Source organism: Sphingopyxis sp. 113P3, from assembly GCF_001278035.1.
Lineage (GTDB): Bacteria > Pseudomonadota > Alphaproteobacteria > Sphingomonadales > Sphingomonadaceae > Sphingopyxis.
The window spans coordinates 904,451-918,685 of the sequence record NZ_CP009452.1 but is presented as its reverse complement, the minus strand read 5'-3'; the positions used below and the strand labels follow the sequence as shown (position 1 = coordinate 918,685).

Below are 14,235 nucleotides of genomic sequence, written 5' to 3'. Positions count from 1 at the left end.
ACCATGCTTTACCGGGACGCGGAACTTGATTGTGTCGGCATGACGCGCTTCCCCCTTGGCAAGCCGGGGCGGCCGCGCGATAGGCGCGCCATGTGCGTCGTTGCCCTCGCCTGGCGGGTTCATCCGGACTGGCCCCTGATCCTCGTCGGCAATCGCGATGAATTTCATGCGCGACCGAGCGCTGCGCTTGCAGCCTGGGACGATGGCAGCGGAATCGTTGGGGGACGCGATCTCAAGGCGGGCGGGACGTGGCTGGGCGCGCATCGACCAAGCGGCCGCGTCGTCGTCGTCACCAACGTGCGCGGCGCGATGCCCGATCCGGCGAAGGAATCACGCGGCGCTCTGGTGGTCGACATGCTGCGCGGCGATGGCCGCTTCGCCGAGCCCGCGGCAGCCGATCTCGAGCGCTTCAATGCCTTCAACCTGTTTGCCGTCGACGGGAAGGCGCGTCTCCTTACCAACCGGCCGCGCGCGCAGATCCTGTCGCTCGAGCCGGGCGTCCATGCGCTCGCCAATGAGCCCATCGAACAGCCCTGCCCGCGGGCCGAGCGGCTTCGCGCGGCGCTCGGCGCCTTCGTGAGCTCCGGCATGGCCCCCGATCGTCTCCTCGACACGCTCACCGCGACGGACGATCCAGCGCTGTTCCTCGAAGGCGGCGTCTATGGCACCCGCTGCTCGACTCTCGTCGCGCTTGCCGCCGATGGCAGCGTCAAAATGACCGAGCGCAGATATGAAGCGGGCGGCCGTCCCGCTGGAACGACCGCCCTTGAATTTTGGGTGGGCTGAGCCCTGCTATTATTTCGGCGCCAGCACCATCAGCATCTGGCGGCCTTCGGTGCGCGGGTGTGCCTCGACCTTCGCGACCTCGGCGGTCATTTCCGCCACGCGTTGGAGGACGTTGAGGCCAAGCTGGGTGTGGCTCATCTCGCGGCCGCGAAAGCGCATCGTCATCTTGACCTTGTCGCCTTCCTCGAGGAAGTCGAAAACCTTCTTCATCTTCACGTCGAAGTCATGGTCGTCGATGTTCGGACGCATCTTGATCTCCTTGATCTCCTGCGTCTTCTGGCTCTTGCGCGCGGCATTCGCCTTTTTCTGGGCCTCGTACTTATACTTGCCCACATCGAGGAATTTGCACACCGGCGGATCGGCGTTCGGGGAGACTTCGACCAGATCGAGGCCGACTTCGGCCGCCTGTTCGATCGCTTCGGCAGTCAGCATTACGCCCAGATTTTCGCCTTCCTCGTCGATCACGCGGACCTTGGGGGAGGCGATGAATTCATTATATCGCGGGCCGTTCTTCGGCGGCATCGGCGCCAGCGGGCGGCGGGTCATGGGCGGGCGTATAGCTGTATCTCCTGAAAACATGGGCGCGGCGCGCGGCATCGTCACGCAGCGCGTCACGCGCTCATATAGTGAACGCAGGCGCCTCGTAAAGGCTGCCTGTGGCAAAGCGACCGCAGTTTTCGCCCGACTGTGGCGACGAAGTCACGCCTGGGCGCGGATTACCATTTGGTCGGAGCGGGGTCGATGACGCGGAATCCGCCCGCTCCGACCTCGCTGACCTCGAGCGCGCGCATCGCTATCCCGCGATTATCGAAGCGGAAAATGCCATCGATCCCGCCAAAGCCGTCGGGCGCGAGCAAGCGATTTACCGGAAAATTCGTACCCGGCTTCCAGTCGCGGGCGATTCGTACGGTGAGCAGCACCGCATCATAGCCAAGGCTCGAGAGGCGATAGGGCGCTTTACCGTAGCGCTTGCGGTACTGCGTTGCCATCTGGCCATAAAGACCGTCTGAGACGCTCGCAAACCAGGCGCCGCGCATCGCGGCGCTCGCCCCGAGGGACGCATCGGTGTTCCAGCGCTCGGTCCCCAGGATCTGGCGTTCGCCATTGCTCTTGATCACCGGCACCGCGCGCACCGCATTCCCGCCGGCATCGGCGATCAGCACGGCATCCATGTCGCCCGCATTGGCAAGCCGGCGCGCCGCACCCGTCATCGCCGCGGCGCTATGGTCATAGGATTCGACCGCAACGAGCGTGCCGCCGGTCGCCTTCACCGCCGAACGGAAGGCGGCCGCCGAGCGCTCGCCGTAGACATTCTTGGGGACCAGCGCGCCAAAGCGTACATGCCCCTTGCCCCGCGCGAAGGAGACGACGCGTTCGACCGACTGGCCGGGGACAAAGCCCATGATGAAGACGCCGTTGCCCGCCACGCTCGTGTCGTTGGAGAAGCTGAGCACGGGCACCTTCGCCGCACGTGCGATCGGTGCGACCGATCCGACATCCTCGCTGAGCAGCGGCCCCAAAATAAGCTTGTTGCCGTCGGCGATCGCCTGGCGCGCCGCAGCAGCCGCCCCGAGCGCGGTATCATAGGTGGTGATGCGAACCTTCTCGGCGCGCGCGTCGAGCAGCGCCATTGTCGTCGCATTGGCGATCGCGGTGCCGACGTCGGCGTTTGCGCCCGTCTCGGGCACGAGCAGCGCGACGCGGTGACGATCGGTATCGGTCGGCAGGCCGGGCTCGATCGTCTCGGGCGTTTCGGGCGGCGGCGGCGGACCCGCTGTTTTCGGCACGACCTGACACGCCGCAAGCAATCCGCCGAGCGCCATTACGCTCATTGCGCGCAGCAAATGCCGCCGCGGCGACGCATTGTCTTGGCGCAGCGCGGCAGTTTCTGCCATTTTCGGCGTCATGCCGGATTCGACCATCTCAAATTCTCCCTTGCCCGGTCTCTATATCGTGGCGACCCCCATCGGCAACCTTGGCGATATCAGCGCGCGCGCCGCTGCGGTGCTGGCGCGCGCCGACCTGATCGCGGCCGAGGATACGCGGGTGACCGCGAAGCTGCTTTCGCACCTGGGTTTGCGTGTTCCGATGACCCCCTATCATGATCACAGCGACGAACGCACCCGCGCCGATCTGGTTGCGCAAATGGCCGACAAGGTCGTGGCCTTGGTGTCGGACGCAGGAACGCCGCTGATCTCGGATCCTGGATACAAGCTGGTCCGCGATGCGCGCGCCGCAGGACGGCTCGTTACCACCCTTCCCGGTCCCTGCGCTGCGATCGCAGCGATCACTCTCTCGGGGCTACCGAGCGACCGCTTCCTGTTCGCAGGGTTCCTCCCCTCCAAGGCAAAGGCGCGCGCCGACACCATCGCCGAATTCGCCGATCTGCGGGCCAGCCTCATCTTCTACGAAAGCGGGCCGCGCCTTGGCGCATCGCTCGCCGCGCTCGCCGAAGGGCTCGGGAACCGCGAGGCAGCGGTCGCGCGCGAAATCACGAAGCTTTACGAGGAATGCGTGACCGGCCCCCTCACCGAGCTTGCCGCGCGCTACGCCGCGGCGCCCCCGAAGGGCGAGATCGTGATAATCGTTGCGCCTCCCACCGAGGGCGCCGCCGAAGAAGCCGACGACGCGGTCGTTGATGCAGCGCTGCGAAGCGCGCTTGCAGCGCAGCCGGTGTCGAGAGCGGCGAAAGAGATCGCAAAGCGCTTCGGTCGCGACCGGCACGCCGTCTACGCGCGCGCGCTCGCGCTGAAGGAAGACCTCTGATTTCGCGCTTGCGCGGCGCCGCGACAGCGCAATGCTCCTTGCGCCGGCGCGCATGCCGCGCCATCTGGACCACGTCTGGCAACCCGAGGAGACCCCGATGACCCTGCGCGCCGCGGTGCAAATGGACCCGATGGATGGCATCAACATCGCGGGCGACAGCAGCTTTGCGCTGATGCTGAGCGCCAGGGAACGCGGGTACAGCCTCTACCACTATGATGTCCGCTCGCTGACGTGGGAGGCGGGGCGGCTGACCGCGCGCGCGCATCCGGTGCTCGACGTGCGGCGCGAGGTGGGCGCGCATTACCGCTTTGGCGAGCCCCAGACCCTCGACCTCGGCCGCGACGTCGACGTCGTGCTGATGCGCCAGGATCCGCCTTTCGACCTTGGCTATCTGACCGGGACCTGGTTGCTCGAGCGGATCGCGCACGAGACCCTGGTCGTCAATGATCCCGTCTCGGTGCGCAACGCGCCCGAGAAGGTCTTCGTGCTCGATTTCGCCGAGTTCATGCCCCCGACAATGGTCACGCGCGATCTTGAGGCAGTGAAGGATTTTCACCGGCGCTACGGCGCGCTGGTGATCAAGCCGCTCCACGGCAACGGCGGCAAGGCGGTGTTTCGCATCGATGAGGCCGGCACAAACCTCGGCGCGCTCGTCGAACTGTTCGGGCAGGTGTGGCCCGAACCCTTCATGGTGCAGCAATTCCTCCCGAGCGTCAGCGAAGGCGACAAGCGCATCGTCCTGATCGACGGCGAGGTTGCGGGTGCGATCAACCGAAAGCCCGGCGAGGGCGAGTTTCGCTCGAACCTCGCGGTCGGCGGCTATGCCGAAGCCGCCTCGCTCAGCCCGCGCGAGCAGGAAATATGCGCCGCGCTCGGTCCGAAGCTTCGCGAACGCGGACTGATCTTCGTCGGCATCGACGTCATCGGCGGCGAATGGCTCACCGAGATCAACGTTACCTCGCCGACCGGCATCGTCGCGATCGACCGGTTCAACGGCACCGACACGGCGGGAATGATCTGGGATGCGATCGCGCGGCGGATCGGTTGACGCGCCTCCGGCGTAGAGTACGGCATGACCGCTTTCATTCTCGATCTGATCCAGAGCTGGGGCTACGCTGGCATCTTCGTCCTGATGCTGCTCGAAAATGTGTTCCCGCCGATCCCGTCTGAAGTGATCATGGGGCTTGGCGGCATCGCGGTCGCCAAGGGGCGGTTTGATTTCTGGACGCTGATCGCGGTCGCGGTTGCCGGGACGACCGCGGGCAATTGGGTCTGGTACGCAGTTGGGCGCTGGATTGGCTATGAACGGCTCAGGCCCTTCATCGATCGCCACGGACGCTGGCTGACGCTCGACTGGTCGGAGGTCGAGCGGCTGCACGGCGGTTTCCTGAAATATGGCCCCGGCATCGTCTTTGCCGCGCGCTTCATGCCGGTCGCGCGAACAATGGTGTCGCTGCCCGCCGGGATGGTGCGGATGAACCAGGCAAAGTTCCTTGCCTGGACTGCCGCAGGCTCGGCAATCTGGATCACGGCGCTCGCGGGCGCGGGTAGCTGGTTCGGCGGCCGTTTTGCAAATCTCGACGCCTTCGTCGGCCCCGTCGCGCTGGTTGCCATCGGCTCGCTCGTCCTCCTCTACATTTACCGGGTCGTGACGTGGAAACCCAAGGCAAAAGGCGAGTGAGCGGCCTCATGCCGCCTTGCCTTCCCAGGCGGGATGCCCAGGAAGGCGACGGGATCGTAACGCGTGCGCCTAGCGCTTCTGCCAACTGATTGCCGATATTGTCTTGCCGTTGTCGGTGATCGTCCAGTCGACCACCGCATTGTCATGCTCGCTCCGGATCACCTTCGCGGCTCCGTCGCGGCGGAGAAATCTGAGCTCGCGCGGGAAGCCGAAGGCGGCGATCACCCTGGTATCCTCGGCGCGCCGGGCATCGAGGCGCGAGCGGAGCGCAGAGGTGAAATAGATGCCACCATTGTCGCCATCGGATGACGGATAAATCCAGTAGTTCTCGATCGACTCCTGGAGCAGCGCAAAGCTCGCCATATGGATCGCGTCGTCCGCGGGGATGAGGCGAATCGAGGCAAAGGACCGATTGGAATCCTCGGGCGGCGGCCCAGCATCGCCCCACACCCAGGTGAAGTTCAACAGCTGGCTACCGCGCACGACCAGGAGCACCCTGTGCCGGGCGGGGCGGCGAGTGTAATCGGTGAGGAAAGTGAACTGATATTCGCGCGCCGGATAGCCGCCAATGGTCAGCGACCGACTCGACACGATCTTGCCCTCGGTCAGGCCTTTGATCGCATTGGTCTGTTCGGTGTCGAAAAATCCCTTTGGGTTGGAGATATAATTGTCACCAACTCTGACCACATGCACGCTGAAGCTGCTGCAACGCCCCGAAACCTGCGGTCCACTGCGTATCATCTCGCGCGTCTGCGCGCTTGGAAAACCGATTCCCGAAGCAATGAAATGCGACCGCGTCGGCGGCGCTGGCATGTCATAGACCGCGCCTGCGACGCTATCATTCACCGTGCGCCATTCGGGCGCATGGCATTTACTCTGGGCCCATGCAGCTCCCGGCATCAGCATGGCCGCCGCCACCACCAGTTTCCAGATTGTCATTTCGTCCCCCGATTGCGACGCGAGCGCGCCAATCGTCGGGGAAATTGTTCATCGGCCCAAAGCCCCAGGCAACCCGCAATTTTTTTGGCCGGACAGCATGTTGGCATCCTCCCGCCCCCTATTTATGCGGGTCATCCCGCGCGATCACGGCGTCGAATGGTCTTCCAATATTCGTCGTAAACGTCGGGCTCGATTTCCATCGGCAATGCCCTTGATGGATAGACCCGGTCCTGCCGATCCTTTCGCGGACAAGAGATCCGGAACGGATCGCCCGTCTCACGAACATAACAATTGGCCTTGAATCTCCGGCTCCGGAGACGGTGAAAGACGCATCCAGCACCGAGAGAGCGAGCCGCCTTTCCCGTCACCCCCAGGCGATCGCCTCACGCCCGCGGATGCGCCGAGCGGTAGACATCGAGCAAATGCGCCGCGTCAACCGCGGTATAGATCTGCGTCGAGGCGAGGCTGGCATGGCCGAGCAGTTCCTGCAGGCTGCGCAGGTCCGCGCCGCCTGCGAGGAGGTGCGTTGCAAAGCTGTGGCGCAGCGCATGCGGCGTCGTCCGCTCGGGAAGGCCCAACGCGCGCCGCGCTGCACGCACGCTCGCGCGGACGACGCCCGGTTGAAGCGGGCCGCCGCGCGCGCCTAGAAAAAGCGGCGTTTCCTTGTCGATCGGCCAGGGGCAGGCCGCGGCATAGCGCGCCGCTGCTTTCGCGACCGCTGGCAGGATGGGGACGATGCGGGTTTTGCCGCGTTTGCCGGTGACGCGCAGCGTATCGCCCAGCGGCAGCGCTGCGCCCGTCAGCGACAGTGCCTCCCCGATGCGCAGGCCGGCGCCGTAGAGCAGAAGCAGCAGCGCAAAATCGCGCGCGCCCACCCAGCCCTCGCGCGCATTATCCTCGACATCCTGCGCAAGACCCATCGCCTCGGCAGGGGCGACAGGGCGCGGCAGGCCCTTCTTGACGCGCGGCCCGCGCATCGCGGGCACGTGCGCGTTTGACCCGCCCACATAGCGCAGAAAGCTCCGCAGCGCCGACAGCTCGCGCGCCGCCGACGCATTGCCAAGCCCTCCCGCGCGGCGGTCAGCGAGATAGGCGCGAAGGTCATTTGGGTTCACCGCGGAGAGCATGGCCTTGTCGACCTCGCCGCCGCGATGCTGCGACAGGAAGGCACAAAAACGCTCTGCCGTCGCTATATAGGCGCGGCGGGTGTGGTCCGAGCGGCGCTTCTCATGCGCGAGATGCGCGTCCCAATCGCGGATCAGTCGATCAGCCAAGCCACATTCCGTTCAGGCTGTGCTTTCAAGGCCCTCTCCTATCCCCAGCCCTTGAAAAAGGATGAACCGCCTTCCCTCGGCGAAGCCTGGCCCAAGGGTTGCCAAGCGAAGAGGACGCGGTCTTTCGGACAGACTAGCCGGTTCGAACCACCTCGGAAAGGATCGAGTCGAGGAGAAGTATCCCCTCGTCGGTGACAATCAGCCGGTCACCCGCCTGCCGCACCAGCCCCTGCGCCGCAAGCCGCTCTGCCGCCCCCGCATCGAAAAACGCCTCGCGCGCCAGTCCGGAGCGGATCTCGACGCGCGCGAGGTCAACGCCTTCGGTCAGCCTGAGGCCCATCAGCATCGCCTCGGTCGCGCGTTCGTGCGGCGGCAGATCATTCTCGGCCTTCAGCCCGTGTCCGCTCCGCTCGACCGCCGCGATAAAATTCTCGGGCTTCTTGTGCCGCTCGCTCGCCTGGGCGAGCCGCCGCCCATGCGCGCCGGGGCCGATACCGGCATAGTCGCCGTAGCGCCAATAAGTGAGATTGTGCCGGCTCTCCTCGCCGGGCCTTGCATGGTTCGAAACTTCGTAGCGCGGCAGGCCCGCAGCACGCGTCAGCGCCTGCGTCACGTCGAAGAGATCGGCGGCGGTGTCCCCGTCGGGAAGGACGAGCTCGCCTTTTGCCGCGAGCGCCCAGAACCGCGTGCCGGGCTCGATCGTGAGCTGATAAAGCGAGAGATGCCCGGTGCCAAAGGCAAGCGCTTCGCCAAGCTCGGCCTGCCAATCTGAAATCGACTGCCCGGGACGCGCATAGATGAGGTCGAAGCTTGTGCGGGCAAAGGAGGCTTGCGCGGCCGCGATCGCCCGCCGCGCTTCCTCACCGCTATGCGCGCGCCCAAGAAAGGCAAGAACCTGGGGGTCAAAGCTTTGAACGCCTATCGACACGCGGTTGACGCCTGCGGCGGCGAGATCGGAAAAGGCAGCAATTTCGACCGAATTGGGGTTCGCCTCGAGCGTGATCTCGCACTCATCCGCGAGCCCCCAAAGCGCCTCGGCCTCGGCGATTACGGCGGCGACGGTCGAAGGCGGCATCAGGCTCGGCGTCCCGCCTCCGAAGAAGATGGAGGAGACGCGCCGCTCTCCAAGCAGCGCCGCTTCATGCCGCAGATCTGCAAGCAGGGCGGCGCGCCAGACGTCCTGGTCGACATGATCGCGCACATGGCTGTTGAAGTCGCAATAGGGGCATTTGCTCACGCAAAAGGGCCAATGGACATAAAGGGCGAGCGGTTCGGCCATCGCCCGCGCCCTACTCGCTTTGTGAGCTCGCGCCAAAGGCTGAAATGCCCCGCGCAAGGCATCAGGGCGCGAGAAGATGCGCGATATGCGTGCGGATATCGGCGGGCCACCCGGCGATAGCGGTCTTAAGCGCCGCAATGTCGCCCCGGTAAAGCGCGCGCAAGGCCGCCTCATAGCCTGGCCGGTCGCCGCAGACATGGCTCATGAAATGATAGGCGGCGTCGCGGCGCTGCTTCGCGTCCGGGGCCTCCTTGCACGCAGCTTCGACCAGTCGCCTCAGCGCCGCCGAGGCGCCGCCGGGCTGCGCGGCGAGCCAGTCCCAGTGGCGAGGCAGCAAGGTGACCTCGCGCGCCTTGACGCCGAGCCGCGGGCGTCCCGCCGATGGCGGCGCCGCCCTGGCGGCGTCCCAATAGTCCAGATCAGTCAATCGCCCGGTCGCATCTTCGAAAACCAGGATGGTGCCAAGATCGCCGGGATAACGCTCCTCAAGGAGGCGCGTCACCTCCTCGCGGCGTCCCGAGGTAAGCCGGGTGTCACCGAGAAAGGCGGTGACGCTATCATGTTCCTGTGTCATGCCGCTCCATTACACCCGGGTAAAATTCCCGTCAATATTACCCGGGTATAACTATGCGCCGAAGGCACCCGTAACCAGCTTTGCAAATGCATCGGCCCGGTGGCTGATGCGATGCTTTTCAGCCGGGTCCATCTCCGCAAACGTCAAGGCCATGCCATCGGGGACGAAGACAGGGTCATAGCCAAAGCCAAGCTCGCCTCGCGGAGGCCAGGTCAGCTGGCCGTTCGCCCAGCCTTCATAAACATCGGCATGGCCGTCGGGCCAGGCGAGCGCCAAGGTGCAGACGAAGCGCGCGCTCCGGTCGACGTCCGCCCCCTGCTCGGCGAGGAGCCCCTCGACCTTGCCCATCGCCAGATACCAGTCGCGCCCTTTTTCACCCTCGAACCATTGCCGCTCGGCCCAGTCGGCGGTGTAGACCCCGGGCCGCCCGCCAAGCGCGGTCACCTCGAGGCCGCTGTCGTCGGCGAGCGCTGGAAGGCCCGACGCGGCTGCGCTCGCATGCGCTTTCAAAAGCGCATTCTCGCGGAAGGTCGTCCCCGTTTCCTCAGGCTCTGGAAGGCCAAGATCGCTCGCCGACACCGGCTCGATCCCGAAGGGCTCAAGAAGCGCACGGATCTCGCGCACCTTGCCCGCATTGTGACTTGCGATCACGAGCCTCCCGGGAGCGAGCCTGCGCGTCATCTCAGCGCTCCACCGCCTTCGCCTGCGCTGCGAAGATGTCGGCGCAGCCGATGCGCGCCAGGCGGAGCAGACGGAGCAGGCCTTCCTCATCATAGGTCGCGCCTTCGGCGCTTGCCTGGACCTCGACGATCTGGCCCTTGCCGGTCAGCACGAAATTGCCATCGGCTTCGGCATTCGAATCCTCGTCATAGTCGAGGTCGAGCACCGGCGTGCCGTTGTATATGCCGCACGAGATCGCCGCGACCTTGTCCTCGATCGGATCCTCGGCAAGCGCGCCGGCCGCGATCAGCTTGTCGACCGCGAGGCGAAGCGCGACCCACGCACCCGAAATCGACGCCGTGCGCGTGCCGCCGTCGGCCTGGATCACGTCGCAGTCGATGACGATCTGGCGCTCGCCGAGCTTCGCCATGTCGACGACGGCGCGCAGGCTGCGGCCAATGAGCCGCTGGATCTCCTGGGTGCGCCCCGACTGCTTGCCCTTCGCCGCCTCCCGGCTGCCGCGGGTGTGCGTCGCCCGCGGGAGCATGCCATATTCGGCCGTAACCCAGCCCTGCCCCTTGCCGCGCAGGAAGGGTGGCACCTTCTCCTCGACGCTGGCGGTCACCAGCACCTTGGTGTTGCCGAAGGAGACGAGGACGCTGCCCTCGGCATGGATGGTGAAATCGGGCTCGATGGTGATGGAGCGCATCTGATCGGGCGCGCGGCCGGAAGGGCGCATGAAAAATCCTTTCGGTTGAAGATTGCCGCCGCCCTTAGGCCCGCGCGCTCATTCGCTCAACCGCATACGGAAGAAATCGAGGATTTCATCCCGCGCCGCGACCGTGGGCTGCCCTGCCTCGTCGATGAGATGGAGCGTGACGACGCTGTGCGGATTCTTCATCGGGCTGTCAGGGTTGGCGGCGCTGTCGGGAAGGACGCGGCCGACGAAACGGTCACCCAGCGCGGCCTCATAGGCTGCAAAGCGCGCGGCCTTGCAGAATTTATCGCCTTCAAAGCGGTAGGCGAGGACGGTGAGATCCTCCGCCTCCATCCGCGCCTTGACGGCCGCGAGTTCATCGGGCGCGATGTGCATGCCTGCCGGATCATTGAGCGGCAGCGAGGGCTGCGCGAGCACCGGCGCAACGACCGCGGGCTCGAGCATCATCGAGAGCGCGAAATTCCCCGTAAAGCACATGCCGATCGCCCCCACGCCCCTACCGCCGCATTCGGCGTGCGCGAGCGCTGCAAGTTCGCGCAGCCAGCGCGTCGCAGGCGAACTTTCATTGGCCTGAAAGGCGCGAAACTGCCGGCTCATGCATCCGCCGATCATCGTGAACAGCGCGCCCGGCATGCGCGGTACCGCGCCATCCTTCCCGAAGATATGCGGCATATAGACGGCAAATCCCGCGTCGCGGACCCAGCGCGCGAAACGCGCGACATGCGGACTGATGCCGGGCATCTCGGTCATCACGATGATCGCAGGGCCGCTCCCCATCGTGTAGACGCGGTGCTTGCGGCCGAGCAGCGCGATATTGCGCTGCTCGAAATCGTCGAGCGGATCATCCTCATTGAGTGGGCGTGCCATCATATCGTCCTCCCCGGAAGGAAGGCTAACAGCAGATGCGCTTATAGAAACCCCATTTTCTCGTCTCGGATGCGCAGGGGACGCGCGCAATGCCTTAACGCGGCAACGCTGCGGCCTCGCGCGCCAGCGCCTCGATTTTCGCGGGATCGAGCGGACCGGGCGGAACGACCCAGCTCCCGCCGACACAAAGCACCGCATCGAGCGCGAGCCATCCGGGGGCGCTCGCCGCCGTGATACCGCCGGTCGGGCAGAAGCGCGCCTGGCCGAAGGGACCCGCGAGCGCCTTCAAGGCTGCAATACCGCCGCTCGTTGAAGCGGGGAAAAATTTGAAGTGGGAGAGGCCAAGGTCGAGGCCGCGCATGATGTCACTCGCATTGGCCGTCCCAGGAAGGAAGGGAATGCCGCTTGCCACCGCGGCCTTGCCGAGCGTGTCCGTGAGACCCGGCGAGACGATGAATTCGGCTCCCGCCTCGATCGCGCCGCTCAGCATCTGCGGATCCAGCACGGTCCCGGCGCCGACGATGGCGCCTGCGACCTTCTTCATCGCCTGAAGCGCATCGAGCGCGGCTGCGGTGCGAAGCGTCACCTCGAGCACGGGAAGGCCGCCCGCAACGAGCGCCTCGGCCATCGGCACGGCATCCTCCACCCGGTCGATGACGATGACCGGAATGACCGGCGCCAGCGCCATGATCTGCTCGATGCCTGATTGTGCCATGTTCAAACTTCTCTTTCCTTGGATACCCGGCGAAAGCCGGGATCGGGGTTTGTTCGCTTTGCCAATCCAGCGCCATCCCGGCGCCTTTTGGGGATAAGGGACAGTCAGGTGACGCTGTCCATCGCCGCCAATATCGCAGAGCCCCCTCTTTCTGCCTCGTCCGCGTGGATACGAAACAAGGCGAAGAGCTCGCGTCCGACACCGAGCGCAGGCGGCGGGGGCGCGGCGGGAGCCCGCGCCGCCCACTCGGCCTCGTCGACCAGCGCGGTGACCTCGCCTCTTCTTGCACACACGCGCACCATGTCGCCGTCGCGCAAATAGGCGAGCGGACCGCTCGCGCCGTCGACGCCCGGCAGCGCCTCGGGCGAAAGATGGATCGCCGCGGGCACCTTCCCGCTCGCGCCCGACATGCGCCCGTCGGTGAGGAGCGCAACGCGGTAACCCTTGTCTTGAAGGACGCCGAGCGGCGGGGTCAGCTTGTGGAGTTCGGGCATGCCATTGGCGCGCGGCCCCTGGAAGCGGACGACGACGACCACATCGCGATCGAGTTCGCCTGCCTTGAAGGCCTCGATCACCTGATTCTGGTCATCAAAGATGCGCGCGGGCGCCTCGATCGTCCAGCGGTCCTCGGCCACCGCGCTCGTCTTGATGATCGCGCGGCCCAGATTGCCGGCAAGCAGCCGCATTCCCCCGTCGGCGGAGAAGGGCTCGGTCACCGGGCGCAGCATCGCCTCGTCGCGGGATACGGCGGGCGCGGTCTCCCAGCGCAGTTCATCGCCCTCGATCAGCGGTTCGCTCGCATAGGCTTCGATCGAGCCGCTCACGGTGAGGATATCGCCGTGGAGCAGTCCCGCGTTCAGAAGTTCGCGCACGACAAAGCCGATCCCGCCTGCGGCGCGAAAATCGTTCACGTCGCCCGCGCCATTGGGATAGACGCGCGCGAGCAGCGGCACGGCGTGGCTGAGTTCATCAAAGTCCTGCCAGTCGATCAGGATCCCGGCTGCGCGCGCGATCGCAGGCAGATGAATGGCATGGTTTGTTGAGCCGCCCGTCGCGAGGAGACCGATCGCTGCGTTGACGATCGCCTTTTCATCGACGCAGCGCGCAAGCGGACGATAGTCATCGCCATCCCACCCGATCTCGGTCAGCCGGTGCGTTGCAGCGCGGGTCAGTTCCTGGCGCAGCTTCGTGCCGGGATTGACGAATGCGCTTCCCGGGACGTGGAGTCCCATGAGCTCCATCATCATCTGGTTGCTGTTTGCCGTTCCGTAAAAGGTGCAGGTGCCGGCACTATGGTAGGAGGCGGCCTCGGCAGCGAGAAGCTCGTCGCGGCTCGCCTTGCCTTGCGCGTAGAGCTGGCGAACCCGCTGCTTTTCCTTGTTCGCAAGCCCCGAGGGCATCGGCCCCGCGGGCACGAGGATCGTCGGCAGATGACCAAAGCGCAGCGCCCCGATGAGAAGGCCCGGAACAATCTTGTCGCAAATGCCAAGAAGGAGCGCGCCTTCGAACATTGCATGGCTGAGCGCAATCGCGGTCCCGTGCGCGATCGTGTCGCGGCTGAAGAGCGACAGGTCCATCCCCGCCTGGCCCTGTGTCACGCCGTCGCACATCGCAGGCACGCCGCCCGCGACCTGCGCCGTTGCACCCTTCTCGCGCGCTGCAAGCTTGATCTGTTCGGGATAGCGGCCATAGGGCTGATGCGCCGAGAGCATGTCGTTATAGGCGGTAACGATGCCGATATTCATCGCCCTCCCCCCGCGGATCGCCGGCTTGTCGTCCCCCGCTGCTGCAAAGCCGTGCGCGAGATTGCCGCACGAGAGCACGCCGCGATTGGTCCCCGCCTCGCGCTGGCGTTCCATCAGCGCAAGATAGGCGGCGCGGCGCTCGGCGCTGCGGCGGATGATGCGCTCGGTCACGCGGGCGATGGCGGGGTGAAGCGTGGTCATGAGAATTCCAATCCCCCCGCCTCAATGGGG

15 protein-coding genes are annotated in these 14,235 nt (G+C 65.7%); 4 read left to right on the top strand and 11 right to left on the bottom strand.

Features of this window, described 5'->3' with window-relative positions; all coding sequences use genetic code 11:
• The first annotated feature begins 90 nt into the window (after nucleotides 1-90).
• The gene (locus tag LH20_RS04325) at nucleotides 91-786 is read left to right on the top strand and encodes an NRDE family protein (RefSeq protein WP_053553157.1); all 696 of its coding nucleotides are present in this window, start codon (nucleotides 91-93) and stop codon (nucleotides 784-786) included.
• A gap of 9 nt (nucleotides 787-795) precedes the next feature.
• Here the strand turns inward: LH20_RS04325 and infC are convergent, their stop codons facing one another.
• Both infC and LH20_RS04315 read right to left on the bottom strand, forming a co-directional pair.
• Nucleotides 796-1,332: a translation initiation factor IF-3 gene (gene infC, locus LH20_RS04320; RefSeq protein ID WP_053553156.1), complete on the bottom strand. Its 537-nt coding sequence runs from the start codon at nucleotides 1,330-1,332 to the stop codon at nucleotides 796-798.
• A gap of 170 nt (nucleotides 1,333-1,502) precedes the next feature.
• Nucleotides 1,503-2,618 carry a penicillin-binding protein activator gene (locus tag LH20_RS04315; protein WP_235527192.1) on the bottom strand — a complete coding sequence of 372 codons (1,116 nt, stop codon included), beginning with the start codon at nucleotides 2,616-2,618 and terminating at the stop codon, nucleotides 1,503-1,505.
• 73 nt (nucleotides 2,619-2,691) lie between these two features.
• On the opposite strand from LH20_RS04315, the gene rsmI reads away from it, so the two are divergent.
• The 3 genes from rsmI (at nucleotide 2,692) to LH20_RS04300 (ending at nucleotide 5,233) form a co-directional block, all read left to right on the top strand.
• Entirely contained in the window at nucleotides 2,692-3,552 is an 861-nt protein-coding gene (gene rsmI, locus LH20_RS04310; RefSeq protein ID WP_053553155.1) for a 16S rRNA (cytidine(1402)-2'-O)-methyltransferase, read from the top strand.
• A 97-nt stretch (nucleotides 3,553-3,649) separates the two neighbouring features.
• A complete protein-coding gene (gene gshB / locus LH20_RS04305; protein WP_053556086.1) occupies nucleotides 3,650-4,600 on the top strand; it encodes a glutathione synthase in 951 nt (316 codons plus the stop codon).
• 24 nt (nucleotides 4,601-4,624) lie between these two features.
• Nucleotides 4,625-5,233 (top strand): DedA family protein, encoded by a 609-nt coding sequence (locus tag LH20_RS04300; protein WP_053553154.1) that lies wholly within the window; start codon nucleotides 4,625-4,627, stop codon nucleotides 5,231-5,233.
• A 69-nt stretch (nucleotides 5,234-5,302) separates the two neighbouring features.
• On the opposite strand, the gene LH20_RS04295 is transcribed toward LH20_RS04300, so the two are convergent.
• From LH20_RS04295 to edd, 9 genes are all read right to left on the bottom strand, one after another.
• Nucleotides 5,303-6,172, bottom strand: a complete 870-nt coding sequence (locus LH20_RS04295) for a hypothetical protein (protein ID WP_053553153.1) — start codon at nucleotides 6,170-6,172, stop codon at nucleotides 5,303-5,305.
• 383 nt (nucleotides 6,173-6,555) lie between these two features.
• The gene (locus LH20_RS04290) at nucleotides 6,556-7,446 is read right to left on the bottom strand and encodes a tyrosine-type recombinase/integrase (protein ID WP_053553152.1); all 891 of its coding nucleotides are present in this window, start codon (nucleotides 7,444-7,446) and stop codon (nucleotides 6,556-6,558) included.
• A gap of 133 nt (nucleotides 7,447-7,579) precedes the next feature.
• Nucleotides 7,580-8,725 (bottom strand): radical SAM family heme chaperone HemW, encoded by a 1,146-nt coding sequence (gene hemW / locus LH20_RS04285; protein ID WP_053553151.1) that lies wholly within the window; start codon nucleotides 8,723-8,725, stop codon nucleotides 7,580-7,582.
• A 61-nt stretch (nucleotides 8,726-8,786) separates the two neighbouring features.
• Entirely contained in the window at nucleotides 8,787-9,299 is a 513-nt protein-coding gene (locus LH20_RS04280) for a DUF2239 family protein (protein WP_053553150.1), read from the bottom strand.
• Between the two features lie 51 nt (nucleotides 9,300-9,350).
• Complete coding sequence (gene rdgB, locus LH20_RS04275; RefSeq protein WP_053553149.1) at nucleotides 9,351-9,980, bottom strand: RdgB/HAM1 family non-canonical purine NTP pyrophosphatase; 630 nt, start codon at nucleotides 9,978-9,980, stop codon at nucleotides 9,351-9,353.
• A 1-nt stretch (nucleotide 9,981) separates the two neighbouring features.
• Nucleotides 9,982-10,698, bottom strand: a complete 717-nt coding sequence (gene rph, locus LH20_RS04270) for a ribonuclease PH (RefSeq protein WP_053553148.1) — start codon at nucleotides 10,696-10,698, stop codon at nucleotides 9,982-9,984.
• Between the two features lie 48 nt (nucleotides 10,699-10,746).
• The gene (locus tag LH20_RS04265; protein ID WP_235527113.1) at nucleotides 10,747-11,544 is read right to left on the bottom strand and encodes a dienelactone hydrolase family protein; all 798 of its coding nucleotides are present in this window, start codon (nucleotides 11,542-11,544) and stop codon (nucleotides 10,747-10,749) included.
• A gap of 94 nt (nucleotides 11,545-11,638) precedes the next feature.
• Nucleotides 11,639-12,259, bottom strand: a complete 621-nt coding sequence (gene eda / locus LH20_RS04260; protein WP_053553146.1) for a bifunctional 4-hydroxy-2-oxoglutarate aldolase/2-dehydro-3-deoxy-phosphogluconate aldolase — start codon at nucleotides 12,257-12,259, stop codon at nucleotides 11,639-11,641.
• A gap of 104 nt (nucleotides 12,260-12,363) precedes the next feature.
• Nucleotides 12,364-14,205 (bottom strand): phosphogluconate dehydratase, encoded by a 1,842-nt coding sequence (gene edd / locus LH20_RS04255; protein ID WP_053553145.1) that lies wholly within the window; start codon nucleotides 14,203-14,205, stop codon nucleotides 12,364-12,366.
• Nucleotides 14,206-14,235 lie beyond the last annotated feature (30 nt).

Coding starts and splice junctions, on each gene's coding strand:
- LH20_RS04325 (WP_053553157.1), top strand. CDS start 91: ATGTGCGTCGTTGCCCTCGCCTGGCGGGTTCATCCGGACTGGCCCCTG.
- infC (WP_053553156.1), bottom strand. CDS start 1,332: ATGACCCGCCGCCCGCTGGCGCCGATGCCGCCGAAGAACGGCCCGCGA.
- LH20_RS04315 (WP_235527192.1), bottom strand. CDS start 2,618: ATGAGCGTAATGGCGCTCGGCGGATTGCTTGCGGCGTGTCAGGTCGTG.
- rsmI (WP_053553155.1), top strand. CDS start 2,692: ATGCCGGATTCGACCATCTCAAATTCTCCCTTGCCCGGTCTCTATATC.
- gshB (WP_053556086.1), top strand. CDS start 3,650: ATGACCCTGCGCGCCGCGGTGCAAATGGACCCGATGGATGGCATCAAC.
- LH20_RS04300 (WP_053553154.1), top strand. CDS start 4,625: ATGACCGCTTTCATTCTCGATCTGATCCAGAGCTGGGGCTACGCTGGC.
- LH20_RS04295 (WP_053553153.1), bottom strand. CDS start 6,172: ATGACAATCTGGAAACTGGTGGTGGCGGCGGCCATGCTGATGCCGGGA.
- hemW (WP_053553151.1), bottom strand. CDS start 8,725: ATGGCCGAACCGCTCGCCCTTTATGTCCATTGGCCCTTTTGCGTGAGC.
- LH20_RS04280 (WP_053553150.1), bottom strand. CDS start 9,299: ATGACACAGGAACATGATAGCGTCACCGCCTTTCTCGGTGACACCCGG.
- rdgB (WP_053553149.1), bottom strand. CDS start 9,980: ATGACGCGCAGGCTCGCTCCCGGGAGGCTCGTGATCGCAAGTCACAAT.
- rph (WP_053553148.1), bottom strand. CDS start 10,698: ATGCGCCCTTCCGGCCGCGCGCCCGATCAGATGCGCTCCATCACCATC.
- LH20_RS04265 (WP_235527113.1), bottom strand. CDS start 11,544: ATGGCACGCCCACTCAATGAGGATGATCCGCTCGACGATTTCGAGCAG.
- eda (WP_053553146.1), bottom strand. CDS start 12,259: ATGGCACAATCAGGCATCGAGCAGATCATGGCGCTGGCGCCGGTCATT.
- edd (WP_053553145.1), bottom strand. CDS start 14,205: ATGACCACGCTTCACCCCGCCATCGCCCGCGTGACCGAGCGCATCATC.